The organism is Paraburkholderia sp. BL6669N2 (assembly GCF_003387275.1).
Classification (GTDB): Bacteria; Pseudomonadota; Gammaproteobacteria; order Burkholderiales; family Burkholderiaceae; genus Paraburkholderia.
Genome location: NZ_QUNA01000001.1, coordinates 3313095 through 3327687 on the forward strand (window position 1 = coordinate 3313095; position 14593 = coordinate 3327687).

General features: G+C 64.6%; 13 protein-coding genes and 1 riboswitch. Of the genes, 3 read left to right on the top strand and 10 right to left on the bottom strand.

The features are described 5' to 3' along the window. Positions 1-9: 9 nt before the first annotated feature. From B0G80_RS15120 to B0G80_RS15130, 3 genes are all read right to left on the bottom strand, one after another. Positions 10-363: a phage holin family protein gene (locus B0G80_RS15120; protein ID WP_106284835.1), complete on the bottom strand. Its 354-nt coding sequence runs from the start codon at positions 361-363 to the stop codon at positions 10-12. 129 nt (positions 364-492) lie between these two features. Continuing rightward, positions 493-1914 (bottom strand): adenosylhomocysteinase, encoded by a 1422-nt coding sequence (ahcY, locus tag B0G80_RS15125; protein WP_116118488.1) that lies wholly within the window; start codon positions 1912-1914, stop codon positions 493-495. 32 nt (positions 1915-1946) lie between these two features. Continuing rightward, positions 1947-2083, bottom strand: a riboswitch (S-adenosyl-L-homocysteine riboswitch). A gap of 129 nt (positions 2084-2212) precedes the next feature. Further along, entirely contained in the window at positions 2213-2986 is a 774-nt protein-coding gene (locus tag B0G80_RS15130; protein ID WP_116119667.1) for a glycosyltransferase family A protein, read from the bottom strand. Positions 2987-3160: 174 nt separating this feature from the next. On the opposite strand from B0G80_RS15130, the gene B0G80_RS15135 reads away from it, so the two are divergent. Continuing rightward, positions 3161-4123, top strand: a complete 963-nt coding sequence (locus B0G80_RS15135; RefSeq protein ID WP_116118489.1) for a LysR family transcriptional regulator — start codon at positions 3161-3163, stop codon at positions 4121-4123. Positions 4124-4182: 59 nt separating this feature from the next. Here the strand turns inward: B0G80_RS15135 and B0G80_RS15140 are convergent, their stop codons facing one another. Both B0G80_RS15140 and B0G80_RS15145 read right to left on the bottom strand, forming a co-directional pair. Beyond that, positions 4183-5937 (bottom strand): OmpA family protein, encoded by a 1755-nt coding sequence (locus B0G80_RS15140; protein ID WP_116118490.1) that lies wholly within the window; start codon positions 5935-5937, stop codon positions 4183-4185. Between the two features lie 199 nt (positions 5938-6136). Then, complete coding sequence (locus B0G80_RS15145) at positions 6137-7768, bottom strand: GMC family oxidoreductase (protein ID WP_116118491.1); 1632 nt, start codon at positions 7766-7768, stop codon at positions 6137-6139. 306 nt (positions 7769-8074) lie between these two features. Between B0G80_RS15145 and B0G80_RS15150 the strand changes: the two genes are divergently transcribed. Beyond that, positions 8075-9760: an isovaleryl-CoA dehydrogenase gene (locus B0G80_RS15150; protein WP_116118492.1), complete on the top strand. Its 1686-nt coding sequence runs from the start codon at positions 8075-8077 to the stop codon at positions 9758-9760. Positions 9761-9864: 104 nt separating this feature from the next. Continuing rightward, complete coding sequence (locus B0G80_RS15155; protein WP_116118493.1) at positions 9865-11283, top strand: coniferyl aldehyde dehydrogenase; 1419 nt, start codon at positions 9865-9867, stop codon at positions 11281-11283. A 3-nt stretch (positions 11284-11286) separates the two neighbouring features. Here B0G80_RS15155 and B0G80_RS15160 read toward each other — a convergent pair whose 3' ends face one another. The 5 genes from B0G80_RS15160 to fliE form a co-directional block, all read right to left on the bottom strand. Beyond that, a complete protein-coding gene (locus B0G80_RS15160) occupies positions 11287-11646 on the bottom strand; it encodes an EscU/YscU/HrcU family type III secretion system export apparatus switch protein (protein WP_116118494.1) in 360 nt (119 codons plus the stop codon). Beyond that, entirely contained in the window at positions 11646-13079 is a 1434-nt protein-coding gene (locus tag B0G80_RS15165; protein WP_116118495.1) for a flagellar hook-length control protein FliK, read from the bottom strand. The genes B0G80_RS15160 and B0G80_RS15165 overlap by 1 nt, the downstream gene beginning before the upstream one ends. Positions 13080-13170: 91 nt before the next feature. Further along, a complete protein-coding gene (locus B0G80_RS15170) occupies positions 13171-13497 on the bottom strand; it encodes a flagellar protein FliT (protein WP_116118496.1) in 327 nt (108 codons plus the stop codon). Continuing rightward, a complete protein-coding gene (gene fliS, locus B0G80_RS15175; RefSeq protein WP_106284824.1) occupies positions 13494-13928 on the bottom strand; it encodes a flagellar export chaperone FliS in 435 nt (144 codons plus the stop codon). Before fliS ends, B0G80_RS15170 begins: the two co-directional genes overlap by 4 nt. Before the next feature lie 216 nt (positions 13929-14144). Beyond that, complete coding sequence (fliE, locus tag B0G80_RS15180; RefSeq protein ID WP_106284823.1) at positions 14145-14480, bottom strand: flagellar hook-basal body complex protein FliE; 336 nt, start codon at positions 14478-14480, stop codon at positions 14145-14147. Positions 14481-14593 lie beyond the last annotated feature (113 nt).

Consider the following 14593-nt stretch of genomic DNA (forward strand, 5'->3'; position numbering starts at 1 on the left):
TTCAGTGGGTCAACCGAGACTGCGGTTGCCGAAAATAAGCGCGGACAGCAGCCAGGAAACGATGCTGTACAGAATCGAGCCGATGAACGCCGACCAGAAACCCGACACTTCGAAGCCCTTCAGCAGCGACGCGCACAGCCAGAAGCACAGCGCATTGACCACCAGAATGAAGAGTCCGAGCGTGAGAATCGTGACGGGCAGCGTCAGCAGGATCAGAACCGGCCGCAGGATCGTGTTGATCAACCCGAGCACCACCGCGACGATCAATGCGGTGCCGAAACTGCGGATATGAATCGACGGAACGAGGTAGGTGATGATCAGGAGCGCAAGCGCGTTGATCAGCCAGGTCAGCAGCAAGGTCATGTAGAGCTCCTTTGGCAGGATGTCCGATAACGAAAAAAGCGCGCAAAGCGGCAGGCATGGCGGACAAAGCGGCGCATCATGCGCCGCCATGTCGTCAAGCTGTCATGCGGTCAAACCGCCGCGACGCGCTTAATAGCGGTAGTGGTTCGGCTTGAACGGACCATTCTTGTCGACGCCGATGTAGCCGGCCTGATCGTCGGACAGCACGGTCAGGTTCGCGCCGATGCGCGCCAGATGCAGGCGTGCGACCTTCTCGTCCAGATGCTTCGGCAGCACGTACACCTTGTTCTCGTACTTCTCGCCTTGCGTGAACAGTTCAATCTGCGCAAGCGTCTGGTTCGTGAACGAGTTCGACATCACGAACGACGGGTGGCCCGTCGCACAACCCAGGTTCACGAGGCGGCCTTCAGCCAGCAGGATCACGCGCTTGCCGTCCGGGAAAATGATGTGGTCGACTTGCGGCTTGATGTTGTCCCACTCGTACTGACGGGTCGACGCCACGTCGATTTCCGAATCGAAGTGACCGATGTTGCAGACGATCGCGTTGTGACGCATCGCCTTCATATGGTCGTGGCCGATCACATGGTAGTTGCCGGTTGCCGTCACGAAGATGTCGGCCTTGTCCGCCGCGTATTCCATCGTCACGACACGGTAGCCTTCCATTGCCGCCTGCAGCGCGCAGATCGGGTCGATTTCGGTGACCCACACGGTTGCGCCCAGACCGCGCAGCGATTGCGCGCAGCCCTTGCCCACGTCACCGTAACCTGCGACCACGGCAATCTTGCCCGCGATCATCACATCGGTTGCGCGCTTGATGCCGTCGACCAGCGACTCACGGCAGCCGTAAAGGTTGTCGAACTTCGACTTGGTGACCGAGTCGTTGACGTTGATCGCCGGGAACGGCAGACGGCCTTCCTTTTCCATCTGATACAGACGGTGCACGCCAGTCGTGGTTTCTTCCGTCACGCCCTGAATGTGCGCGAGGCGCGTGGAGTACCACGTCGGGTCAGCGTCGAGGTGCGAAGCGATCGATTTGTACAGCGCGACTTCTTCTTCATTCGTCGGCTTCGAGATCACCGAGCGGTCTTTTTCCGCTTTCGAGCCCAGGATCAGCAGCAACGTGGCGTCGCCGCCGTCGTCGAGGATCATGTTGGCGAATTCGCCGTTCGGCCATTCGAAAATGCGGTGCGAGAATTCCCAGTACTCGTCGAGCGATTCGCCCTTGAATGCGAACACCGGCGTGCCGGCCTTGGCGATTGCCGCGGCGGCGTGATCCTGCGTCGAGAAGATGTTGCATGAGGCCCAGCGCACGTCGGCGCCAAGCGCGGTCAGCGTCTCGATCAGCACACCGGTCTGGATCGTCATGTGCAGCGAACCCGCAATGCGCGCGCCCTTCAGCGGCTGCTGCGCCTTGTACTCTTCGCGCGTTTGCACGAGGCCGGGCATTTCCGTCTCGGCGATGTTGAGTTCCTTGCGGCCCCAGTCGGCAAGCGACATGTCGGCAACAACGAAGTCCTGGGAATTTTTGGAATCGATAACAGCGGCGTTCATCACGCCCTCCTTTCTAAGTAGTGACTAGAAATTTGACGTGAGCGCGGTTCGATGCGGTGGCGAGGAAAGCGCAATGCGCATCCGAGCCCTCCGATTGAAGTCTCCGAGCCTGGCGGGCGGCCGGCGAATAGGCTGATTCGCGGTACCCGTCGCAACGCTCCTCGAAGACGAACGGCGATTGTAGCAAAACGAGATGGCTTCGGGGCGTGGATCGGGTTTTCAGGCGACGCGGGTTTCTCGCGCTTCGAGCGTGTGCGCGAGCACCGTTATGGACGCCTCGCAGACGTCGCGCGGCCTGTCAGGCGGCGGCCCCGGTCGTCACGTTCGCCGCGCGCAATTGCGCGATGCCGGCGCGCGCGGTCTCGAGAAACTGCCTGGAAACGCGGAACGCTTCGGCGACATCGGCGGGATCCGGAATCTGCAATCCGAGCGCGACGCGAAAGTAACGTTCGGCGTGAATGCCCGCGTGGTAATGCATGCGCACGCGCTTCGCGCCGCTCAACCGTGGGTTGCCGAATATATCGCGCAACGCCCACGAAAACGCGCCGTCTTCGCCACCGATCCGGCGAAACGCATCGTCCATTGGAAAGCCGCCGAGCGCGAGATAAGCCGCCCGGCGAATGAACAGGCCGCTGGGCACCGTATTGCTAAGCGTCGCAGCATGCGCGGCGAAGTCAGGGTGAGCCGTGAGGTCGCGCGGAAAATCCGCGTACTCGACGTCGAGCCGCACGGACACTTGCGTGGGATTTTCCGCGAGGAATGCGCTCGCCGCGGCGAGGGCGCCGGGCAGGTATTCGTCATCGGCATCGAGGAACGCAATCAGGTCGTGCGACGCATGCATCGCGCCCCAGTTGCGCGCTCGGGCCGGGCCGCCGTTGTACGGCATCCGCAACAGCCCCACGCGCGCGTCGACGCGGCCGCATTGCGCCACGATGTCCGTGGAGGCGTCGGCCGAGCCGTCATCCACCACGATTATCTGCGTGGTCTCAGGCTGGGTCTGGCAACTTTGCAGAGCACGCGCCAGCGTCGCCGCGCCGTTATAGCAGGGAATGATGATCGAAATAGGCGTCATGATGAGCCGGGTGATGGGCGGGTCGGCGGTTGAAAATCCATTGATGTTATTCCGCTTGGCGCCGGGCGTATCTTGAATTGGCTGCGGCGTCGCCGGATCGGCACTCTGCAATATAAATATATTGACTTACAATCAGCCGGATCATTCCAATTTGGAATTCTGGAGTTTGAGATCGTGGAACTACGTGCGCTGCGGTATTTCGTCGAAGTGGTGCGTCAGCAGAGTTTCACTGTCGCGGCCGAGCAGATGTTCGTGACGCAGCCGACCATCAGCAAAATGGTCAAGTCGCTGGAAGATGAAATCGGCTCGCCGCTGCTGCTGCGCGACGGGCGCCAGATGGTGCTGACCGATGCCGGCCGGATCGTCTATCAGCGCGGCCAGGACGTGCTGGCCGCCCACGCGCAGCTGCAGGCTGAACTGAACGATCTCGACACGCTCGGCCGCGGTCAACTCACCATCGGCATTCCGCCCATGGGCGGCTCGCTCTTCACGCCGGCCATCGCCATGTTTCGTCAGCGCTATCCGAAAATCGAACTCAAGCTGTTCGAACAGGGCTCGCGCGCCATTGAAACCGCGCTGATCAACGGCGAACTGGAATTAGGCGGCGTGCTGCAGCCGGTCGACCCGGAAAATATCGACGTGCTGCCCATGACGCGTCAGTTGCTGTGGCTCGTCGCACGCACGGGCTCGAGCTGGGACGACCTGCACGAGGTGCCGCTCGCGCAACTGGCCAACGAGCCGTTCGTGTTCTACGGCGAAAGCCTGGCTCTCAACGATGTCGTCCTGAACGCATGCCGCACCGCCGGTTTTGCGCCGACCATTGTCGGACGCAGCGGGCATTGGGATTTCATGGCGGCGCTGGTGCTGGCCGGTGTCGGCATTGCGCTGTTGCCGGCGCCCTACTGCCGGCGTCTCGACCCCGCGCAGTTCACCTGCCGACCGGTGGTGGAACCGGAGATTCCATGGGAAATGGCGATCGGCTGGCGTCGCGATGGCTATCTGTCGCACGCCGCGCGCGCGTGGCTCGAAGTCGCGCGGGAAGCGCTGCCCGGCCAGGCCGCCGACGATTTCATGCTCGGGCCGGGTATCGGCGTGACCGGTATCACGACACCGTTTCCCGCACGGCCCGCCGAGTGAGGCAGTGCCGCCCGGCGCAAACCGGGCGGCATGTCTTAAGGGATGGATTCAGCCCGCAATCACTGCTGCGCGACGAACTCGATGCGGCGATTGGCAAAGCGGCCGCTCGCCGTGTCGTTGCTCGCCACCGGACGCGCCTGGCCATAGCCTTGCGCCAACAGCGAATCAGCCGGCACGCCTGTCTTGACGAGGTAGGCGCGCACCGCTTCGGCACGTTGCTTCGACAATTGCAGATTCGCGCCTTCGCCGCCGACGTTGTCCGAATAGCCCGCCACTTCAAGACGCGCGGTCTTGCCGTTGCTGGCGCAGGCGTTCAGCACGCGCGCCGATTGCTTCAGATCATCCACCGCCGAAGCCGGTACATGCGCGCTGGCGCTCGCGAAGTTGATCACCTGCAGGTTCAGCACCTTGACCACATCCGCTGCGGCGCACGAGCTATCCGGCGTGAGCAGGTTCTTGATCGCGCTGCGGAAGTTATCGTTGGCATCGGCGACGGCGTGCGCAACGTCGAACGAACCGATCTGATACGACGTGCCGAACAGCGACTTCAGCTTGTCGAGCCAGCCGAGCTTCTTGTCCGCGGCAGCGCCGCTCAGTTCGATGTGCGTGCCGACCACTTTCACTTCCGCGCCGGGCAGCGAAAGCAACGGCAACAGACTGTCGAAATGCGCCAGCCAGTCGGCCGGTTTCGTGGCCGGATCGACCGTGATGTTGGGCACGAAGTTGTATTGACCGAGGCGCTTCGTCAGCTGATCCATCAGTAGCGTCTTTTCAGCTTCGCTGCCGACCGTGGCGGTCAGCGTGGGTTTGCCGGCTGAGTCGACGGTGAAGCTGAGCTGGCTGTCCTGAGTCGGCGCGAGTGCGGCGGCGGGTTGCTGCGCGTCGCTCGCCGAACTGGCGGGCGCTGCGGCGCTGGCGGCGGGAGCCGACGCCGCCGCGTCGCTGGCGGCCACCGCAACGGCCGACGCCTGAACAGGCGCCGAAGCCGGCTGCACGCTAACCGCTGCTTCGGAACTGTTGTGCCCTGCAGCGCGGCTGGCGTTCTGCTCACTCTGGCAGCCACGCAAAAACAGAAACGCCAGCACCGCCGCGATTGCCGCGAGCAGCCACCACAGCCACGTGTGCGAACGGCGCTTTTCGCGCACCACGGCGCCTGCGGGCACGTGAATGGTCGACAAGGCGTCGGCGACCGGCTTCGCCGCGGGCGTCGGATGATCGATGTGCGACGAAACAGCCTTCAGTTGCGCCAGAATGTTGCCGGCAAACGCGCCGACGCCGCCCAGACCGAGCGCGGCCATCAGGCGGTCGTTCAGATAAGGCGCGATGACCGGCAGTTGATGGCCCAGCAGCGTGGGCAGTTGTCCGGCGTTGCCCTGACCTTCGAGACAATGCCGCTTCAGCAAGCCAAGCAGCGTTGCCCCGACGATGCCCGTCATGGCATGCGTGGCGTGCGCCGGTACGCCGGTTTGCGAGGCGACTTCGTCGCTCAGCGCGTCGACGCGGCGGTCCAGTGTTCGTTCGAGCAACTGCCGCCCGGCCATTTCCAGTCGGCTCAAGCCATTCGTGCTGTCGATCAGATGCGGCAGTTGTTCGGCGATATGGCCGTTCACTTCCGGCGAGAGGATCGTGGCGAACAGCGAACGCGCACCGTCGAGCGTCGCACCCTTTTGCATCAGACCGGCGACAAGCGTCGGCGCCGCGACGGACAGCACCTTCTGGGTCGCGTCCGCCGGTAGCCCCAGGCGCCCCGCTAGCTGCCGCACCACACCGTCCGTCATGGCGGACTGAATCAATTGAATTGCGTTGATGCTCATCGCTTCGCTTCCTTGAGTTCCCGAACGCGTCACCTGACGCGCTCCTTTTTGCGGCGCGATTATAGGTTTCGGGAAATCTCATAAACGAAACGGCACAATTTATGACGAATTGGCAGACGTTCGCTCAAGTTGTCTTATATTTGGCGGCAAAATCTGACATATCACCGAGCGCGCAGGCGGCATTCGCCGCCATGCCGGCTCAACTGATCGACGCCATCTGCAGCTCCGCTTGCGGCTCGCGACGGGCCGCCGCGATCAGATCCGCCGCGCGCTCGCCGATCATCACCGTCGGCGCATTGGTGTTGCCGCCGATCAACGTTGGCATCACCGAAGCGTCGACGATCCGCAGTCCCGTGACGCCGCGCACCCGCAACTGCGGATCGACCACCGAGCGCGCGTCGCCGCCCATCCGGCACGTGGCAACGGGGTGATAGATCGTGTCGGCATGCTCGGCGATCGTGCCACGCAACTCCTCGTCCGACTGGCCAGGATGCGTGTACAACTCGCTGCCGCCGTGCAGCGCAAGCGAGGGCGCGTCGAGAATACGCCGCGCCATCCGCGCGCCGTCCACCAATAAATCGAGATCGCGCGAATCGCTGAAGAAACGCGGGTCGATCACCGGCGCGGTGCGCGCATCGGCGCTCGCAAGCGTCACGGTGCCGCGGCTGTGCGGCCGCAGCACGCACACGTGCAGCGAATAACCGTGACCCCAATGCTTGTGACGGTTGTGATCGTCGACGATGGCCGCGCAGAAATGCATTTGCAGATCCGGCCGGTCGAGCGTCGGCTTGCTCTTCAGAAAACCGCCCGCCTCGGCGACATTGCTCGACAGCATGCCGCGCCCGTGGCGCATGAACGTGACGAACTGCGGCAGCATTCGCGCGATGCCGCGAATCGAAAAGCCGGTCGGCTCGATCGACGAAATCCGTTTGTTGATGGTGAAATCGACGTGGTCGATCAGATTCTGGCCGACCTCCGGCGCGTCGTGCAGCACCGAAATGCCAAGCGACTGCAGATGCGCAGCCGGTCCGATACCCGAGCACATCAGCAATTGCGGCGAATTGAATGCGCCTGTGGCAAGCACTACTTCCCCGCGTGCCTGGAGCGTTTCCGTGCGGCCGCCGCGCACGATCTCCACGCCGCTCGCGCGCTTGCCGTTGAAGGCGACGCGCAGCACCGTCGCGTCGGCGATCGTATTCAGGTTGGGACGGGCGCGGTCGTAGATATAGGCGCGCGCCACGCTGCAGCGGCGTCCGTCGCGCTGCGTCACCTGATAGAAACCGATCCCTTCCTGATCCGCACCGTTGAAGTCGGCATTCGGCTTGTAGCCGGCTTCCATCGCTGCCTGCACGAAGCGCCGCGAAAACGGATTCTGATAGCGCAGATCGGAGACGGTCAGCGGGCCGCTGTCGCCGTGCCATGCATCGGCGCCGCGCTGGTTGCCTTCGGCGCGGCGGAAATACGGCAGCACCTCCGCCCACGACCAGCCTTCGCAGCCCAGTTCCGCCCATTCGTCGTAATCGAGCTGATGGCCGCGCGTGTAAATCATCGCGTTGATCGCACTCGATCCGCCGAAGCCGCGCCCGCGCGGCTGATACCCTTGCCGTCCGCCAAGCCCCGGTTGCGGCGTGGTCAGATAACCATAATTGGTCTTGAGTTTATGCGGCACCACCGCCGCCACGCCGACCGGCATACTGACCAACAGATTGCGGTCCGTGTGCAGTCCGGCTTCGATCAGCGCGATCGTCGCGTCCGGGCAGCTGTCCGCGAGACGGCTCGCCAGCGCGCAACCGCCCGAGCCCGCACCGACGATGATGTAGTCGTATTGCATCCGCTCCTCCTGATGGGCCGCGTTGCTCGCACGCCCTGTCTCGTGCACACTTGTCTACGTGTGTTTCATCGGCATTGTAGGGAGCCTTCGGACGGTGCGGCGCCTCTACGGCAGAGCGATTCCTCTAAACGGAAGGGCCGCCGCGCCCTATGATGAAAGACGCGCTAACGCCCGCCGGGCGGCTGCGCCCAGCATTCAAACGCGGCGTGGCACGCGCCGTCCTCTTAGCGTGCGGCATGACACGCGGCGATCAAACAGCGCGCTGCCGGCCCACGTCGGCGAGCATGCGTTGAACGGAGACAGCAGATGGAAAAGCACAGCTTCGGCCAGACTCACGAGGTGACCAATCAGGTCGCGCCGCTGGCGGACTACAACCTCTTTTCCAGCGACGCCGCGTTGTCCGCCGCCCTCGAACGTGACGGCGCCGGTTGGCATCGCGGTGCATTGCTGCAGCACGGCGCGGCGCTCACCACGCCCGAGACGCTGGCGCTCGCCGAACTGGCCAACCGTCACGAGCCCGAGCTTTTCACGCATAGTCCGCGCGGCGAGCGCATCGACGCGCTGGAGTTTCATCCTTCGTGGCACACGCTGCTCTCGCTGCTGCGCCGTGAAGGCCTGCACGCGCTGCCATTTTCCGATCCGCAACGCGGTGCGATGGTGGCGCGCTGCGCCGGTTACTTCCTGCATGCGCAGATTGAATCCGGTTCGCTCTGCCCGCTGACGATGACCTTCGCGAGCATCCCCGTGTTGCAACGCGAACCCGCGCTATTCGCGACGCTGCGCGACAAGCTCTACGCGCGCGAGCACGATTCGCGCGATCTGCCGCTCAAGCAGAAAACCTCCGCGATGATCGGCATGGGCATGACCGAAAAACAGGGCGGGTCGGATGTGCGCAGCAATCAGACACGCGCCTACGCCACCGCCGGCAGCGGCCGTGGGGCCGCCTACCGGCTCGTCGGGCACAAATGGTTCTTCTCCGCGCCGCAGTGCGATGCGCATCTGGTACTCGGCCGCACCGACGAACACGAAGGCCTGTCGTGCTTCTACGTGCCACGCTTTGCGCCCGACGGCCGCAAGAACAACGTGCAGATCCAGCGTCTGAAAGACAAGCTCGGCAATCGCTCGAATGCGAGCAGCGAAGTCGAATTCCTCGACGCGTTCGGCATCATGATCGGCGACGAGGGACGCGGCGTGCCGACCATCATCGAAATGGCGAATTACACACGGCTCGATTGCGTGATCGGCAGTGCGGCGCTGATGCGCGCGGCGCTCGTGCAGGCGATTCACCATGCGCGTCATCGCAGCGCGTTCGGCTGCCATCTCGCCGATCAGCCGCTGATGCGCAACGTGCTCGCCGATCTGGCTCTGGAATCGGAAGCGGCGACGGTGCTGTTCATGCGCCTCGCGCGCGCGTTCGAAGAGTCCACCGACGCCGCTTCCACTTCGCTTGGCGAGCGCGCGTGGCGCCGTATCGTCACGCCCGCAGCAAAGTACTGGGTCTGCAAGCGCGCGCTGGAATTCACCGGCGAGGCGATGGAAGTCTGGGGCGGCAATGGCTACGTCGAAACCGGTCCGATGGCGCGCTTCTATCGTGAAGCGCCAGTGAACTCGATCTGGGAAGGCTCCGGCAACGTAATGTGCCTCGACGTGCTGCGCGCGATGGAGCGCGAGCCGGAAGCGGCGCAGGCGTTGCTCTCCGCCTGGCAGGCGGACGCGCAAGCGCATCCGGCGTTGAGCGCCGCGCTCGGCAAGCTGGCCGCCACGCTCAATGGACCGGCCGAGCATCGCGAAGCTTCAGCAAGGCGGATCGCGCAGCAAGTCGTGCTGATCGCGCAGGCCGCCTTGCTGCTCAAACACGCACCTGGCGAAGTGGCCGAGGCGTTTATTGCCACGCGCCTCGCCGATGGCTGCGGCGAAAGCGGCCGCGTGTATGGCACGCTGCCGGCCACGTTCGATCACGCGGCGATCGTCGAACGGGCATTTCCTGCCTGACGCTAAACACGCACGCTTGCAAACAGACTGCGAAGCAGAGGCTGCGGAAGCACATCCAATAAAAGCGCGATTCGACGCGCAAATCCATCAGGGAGTGGACACACATGAAAAATGATCTGCCGGAGGTCGCCGCGCTCGAAGCGCTGCTGCGCGACCAGCGCCACGCTTATCTGCGCGCGCCGTATCCGTCGTGGGAGACGCGCGCCGCGCATCTTAAAACGCTGCGCAAAGTCATGCTCGACAATCGCGACGCGCTCGCCGAAGCGATGAACGCCGACTTCGGCAATCGCTCGAAACAGGAAGTGTTGCTCGCGGAATTCTTGCTGGTGAAGGAGGAAATCGACGGCGCGCTTAGACACGGCAAGCGCTGGATGAAAGCGCAACGACGCAGCACCAACAAATGGCTGCTGCCCGCGCGAGCGAAGGTCGTGCCGCAGCCGCTGGGCGTGATCGGCATCATCGTGCCGTGGAATTATCCGGTGCTGCTCGCCGTGGGACCGCTTGTCAGCGCGCTGACTGCCGGCAATCGCGCGATCATCAAGATGTCCGAACTGACGCCTCGCACCTCGGCGCTGTTCGAACAGTTGATCGGACAAACCTTCGCGCGCGATCACGTCGCGGTGGTGAACGGCGACGCCGCGCTCGCCGCCGCGTTCAGCGCGCAGCCCTTCGACCACCTGCTGTTCACCGGCTCGACCAAGGTCGGTCACGAGGTGATGCGCGCCGCCGCCGAGCATCTGACGCCGGTCACGCTCGAACTGGGCGGCAAGTCGCCCGCCATCATCGGCGCGCATGCGCGTTTCGACAACGCGGTGGACAACCTCGTCGCCGGCAAGACGCTCAACGCGGGGCAAACCTGTATCGCGCCGGACTACGTGCTGGTGCCGCGCGGCAAGGAGCAGGCGTTCGTCGAACGAGCACGCGCGCGGATGGCGAAGATGTACCCGAACTTCGCTGGCAATCCGGATTACACGTCGATCATTTCGGCGCGCCACTTCGCGCGGCTGGAGCGTCTCGCCGACGAAGCCCAGGCCGCCGGCGCGCAGCTGCACTCGCTCACCGACAGTTCGCCCGATGCAACGAGCCGCCGCTTCCCGCTGATCGCCGTCACCAACGCGCCGGACGAATCCGCGCTGATGCAGGAGGAAATCTTCGGGCCGCTGCTGCCTATCGTGCCCTACGACACGCTCGACGACGCGATCGCGTGGATCAACGCCCGGCCGCGTCCGCTCGCGCTATATCTGTATGCCGACGACGCCGCCACCATCGAACGCGTGACGCACGAAACCATCGCCGGCGGCATGGCGATCAACGAGACGCTGATGCATCTTGCGTGCGAGAGTCTGCCGTTCGGCGGGGTCGGCGCGAGCGGCATGGGCGCATATCACGGCTACGAAGGCTTCGTGACGTTCTCGAAGATGAAGCCGGTGCTGACGCAGGCGCGTCTGAACGCCCGCGGATGGATTTCGCCGCCGTACGGCAAACGGGTCAACGCGCTGCTGAAACTGATGATGCGGTTCTGACGCTCAGCGCGTCGCCGGGCCGCCTTCGATTTCGGTGGCCACCACGTCGATGACATCCGGCGCGTCGGTGCTCGCGGCTGCCGGCGGCTCATTCTCGGCGCCGCTTTCCAGCCGATGCAGCCACGCAAGCATTTCCGCCACCGCCTGATAAAGCTGCGGCGGAATGCGCGCGTCGAGATCCACCTGCATCAATAGCGAGACCATTTCGGGCGCTTCGTGCACATACAGGCCGGCTTCCTTGGCCCGCTGCACGATCATCTCGGCCAGCACCCCGTAGCCTTTGGCGATCACACGCGGCGCGGGATCACTGCCTTGGGCGTCGTAGACGAGCGCGGCCGCGCTGCGGCGATGTTTGCGGCTCATCACATGTCCCAATCGAAATCGTCGAGCGGCGTGGCCGCGGTGCGACGGCGCACGCCCGCTGTCCGGTTCGTTGCCGAGCCGGCCGCACCGCCCGCCTCCGCCGAACTGCCCGCCGAAGCCGACCGCGCATACGCCGACGCCGCAGCCTGAGCGGCCGCCGGGCCCGCGCCATTCGCTGCGGTAGCGGGCGCGCCGCCGCCGATCTCGCGAATCGTCAAGCCATTCAACTGGATGCCCGCCGCCGCGAGCCGCTGGCGGAAGCTCTCGCCCTGCATCGCAAGACGCGCGGCGCCGCCGGGACTCGCCTGCACGCGCGCGACGAGCCGCGTGCCAGTCAGCGTCAATTCCGCATCGACGGTACCGAGCGTCGGCAGCGATAGCGTCAGGCGCGTGCGCCACGGCTGGTCGTCCTCGCTCGCGGTGCCGCCGCCGCTGCGGTCCCATTCGTCGCCTTCCTGTTCGATGGTCCAGTCGAGCTTGGCGCCCGGCCATGCTTCGCCGGTCCAGCGAAACTGCCCGGTCGCGAGCAGATCGAGCTGCTGACGCACCAACGGCACCGTCGCGGGATGAACCGCGGCGGCCATCGACTGAGCATTCTGCGAGGCGCCACCGTCGACGGTTTGCGCCGTCGCGCCGTGCAGGCTCGCATGCGCGGGCTGGCCGTTCAGATCGGACAGGGAACTGGCCAGCACCTCGCCGGCCACAAAACGCGCGGTTTGCGCGTTGGGGATCGAAGGCATCCCGCGAGCGGCGGCGCCCGCGTCTTGCGCGCCACCGTTCGAGAACCCTTTCGGCGCCGCACCCATGCCCTGCCGGGCGGACGGATTAGCGGGCGACGTTTCGCCGCTGTCGTTCACCCAATCGAGCGGCAGTTGCGCGGCAGCCGCGACGAGTTTGTTTTGCGCCTCGCCGGCGAGCGAAGCGGGCGAACGCTGGCCCGCCAGCCATTGCGCGAGATGCGCTTCATAAAAGAGTCCGCTATCGCCGACGGTCTGTTCGAGCGCGGCCGCGAGCGCCGCGACCGGCACCTGGGCCGCCGCGACATTGGCGCTGGCCGCGGTGGCAGCGGCATTGGGATTGTCGGCGGATGCGGTGGCAGCCGTCGCAGCAGAGGACGTAGCGAACAGCGGCGACGCGCCTATTTCCACATCGAGCGCGGGCGCGGCCGGCCAGATCGGCGTCTGGCCGATCACGGCGGGCGTCGCCTCGCCGCCCGAGCGCACGATCGCATTGAGCGTGAGCGCGACGGCGGACAGCGCGGTTTGGGCGGAGGGCTGCGGCGCGGGCGTCTCAATGAGCGCCGGCATGGTCGGCGCGGTTTCGACGCCCGCCGTGCCGGCCTGCGAAGCGGCCGCACTGCCTGGCGCGATATTGAGCAGACTATCGATCCGGCTCGCGAGCACCGAAGCGACAGTCGTGTCGATCCCGTTCATGCCGATTCCTTGGTCACATTGGCGGCGTCGCGCTCAAATAAAGTCAGTCAGCCGGATAAATAGAGGCGCCTCTGAACGCGCGCGGCGCAACTCAGCGCGCGCCGTACAGTTCCTTGAGCACGCGTGTCGGCCGTCCGGCGAACAGCGCGGACAGATTGACCATGCGCGGATTCGCCAGATCGCGGATCGCGGCGTCGTCGGCGAGTATCTGACGGATCAGCGCGTATTTGCGCAGACGCTCCGCTTCGTCGAGCTTCACGCCCGTTTCCGCGTCGCTCAACGCCTCGACCAGATGGCGGTATTCCTCCTGCAGGTGGACCAGATCGTTCCACAGCGCGCGCCGGGCAGCTATCAGCATGCGGCAGGAAATCGCTGCAATCGCCTCGTAACGGGCGAAGTATTCTGCGTTCGATGTCATCTCATGCTTTCCGCGGCGGGCTGGGCTGCCATCCGCGCGATCTCCGGGGCAATCCCGATCCATGCCTCTTCGAGTGTGGCCAGAAGACCATCCACCTCGACCAGCATCGCCTCGCTTTGTTTTATATTGGCTTCGAGCAGCCGCCGCGACATATAGCTATACAGCGCGTTCAACCGCTCCGCAATCTCACCGCCCGCCTCCAGGTTGAGCGATTGCTGCAGCCCGCTTTCGACGATCTGAATCGCCTTGCCGACCGCCTCTCCGCGCGCCGACACATTGCCCTGCTGCAAATGCATGCGCGCCTGCGCGATCGCTTGCCTTGCGCCCTGATACAACATCACGATCAGACGATGCGGACTCGCGCCCATCACCCCTGTCTCGACGCCGACGCGTGCGTACGCATTGGCTCCAGAGTGTCCTGGGGAAAACATCGGCGCTCCTCCTGTCTTGCACTGCGGTTGGTCGTGGCACCCCATCCGGGCACGTTGCGGCACCCGATTTTTGCCTGTACCTGGTTATCGGATAGGCAGCGGGAAAGCTTTAGGCCAGTGCAAGGAGGATTAAGGAGCCAAATGCCGCAGCCCGCGCCGGGCACACGGTTCGCACGCGTTCGGGCGGCCGGATCAGCGTTGCCGCCCGAGTCGCGCTCACACCGACATCTGCATGATGTCGTTATAGGCGGACACCAGCTTGTTGCGCACCTGCAGGCCGAACTGGAAGCCCACGTTGGCCTTTTGCATGTCGACCATCACGTCGTTTAGCGACACGTTCGACGAGCCGAGCTCGAACGCCTGCGATTCGCCGACCGCCTTGGTCTGATCGCCGCTGATCTTATCCAGCGAGGCTTTCAGTGCCGACGCAAAGCCGGTGGGCGTCGCCGCGCCCGACGTGTCAGCGACCGAATTGCTGCCGCCGGCCGCTTGCGCCGCCATCGACTGCATCTGTTGCAGCGCCGACGAAAGCGCGTTCACGGGGAAAGTCATGTTTTCTCCAGGGAAGGAAGACCGGCATGCCAAACCGTACCGATCTGGATGAAAGCATAGCAGCGGGCCATACGGGAAAGCCCCGAAACTAGGGGGGAAACCCGGCTCTATTC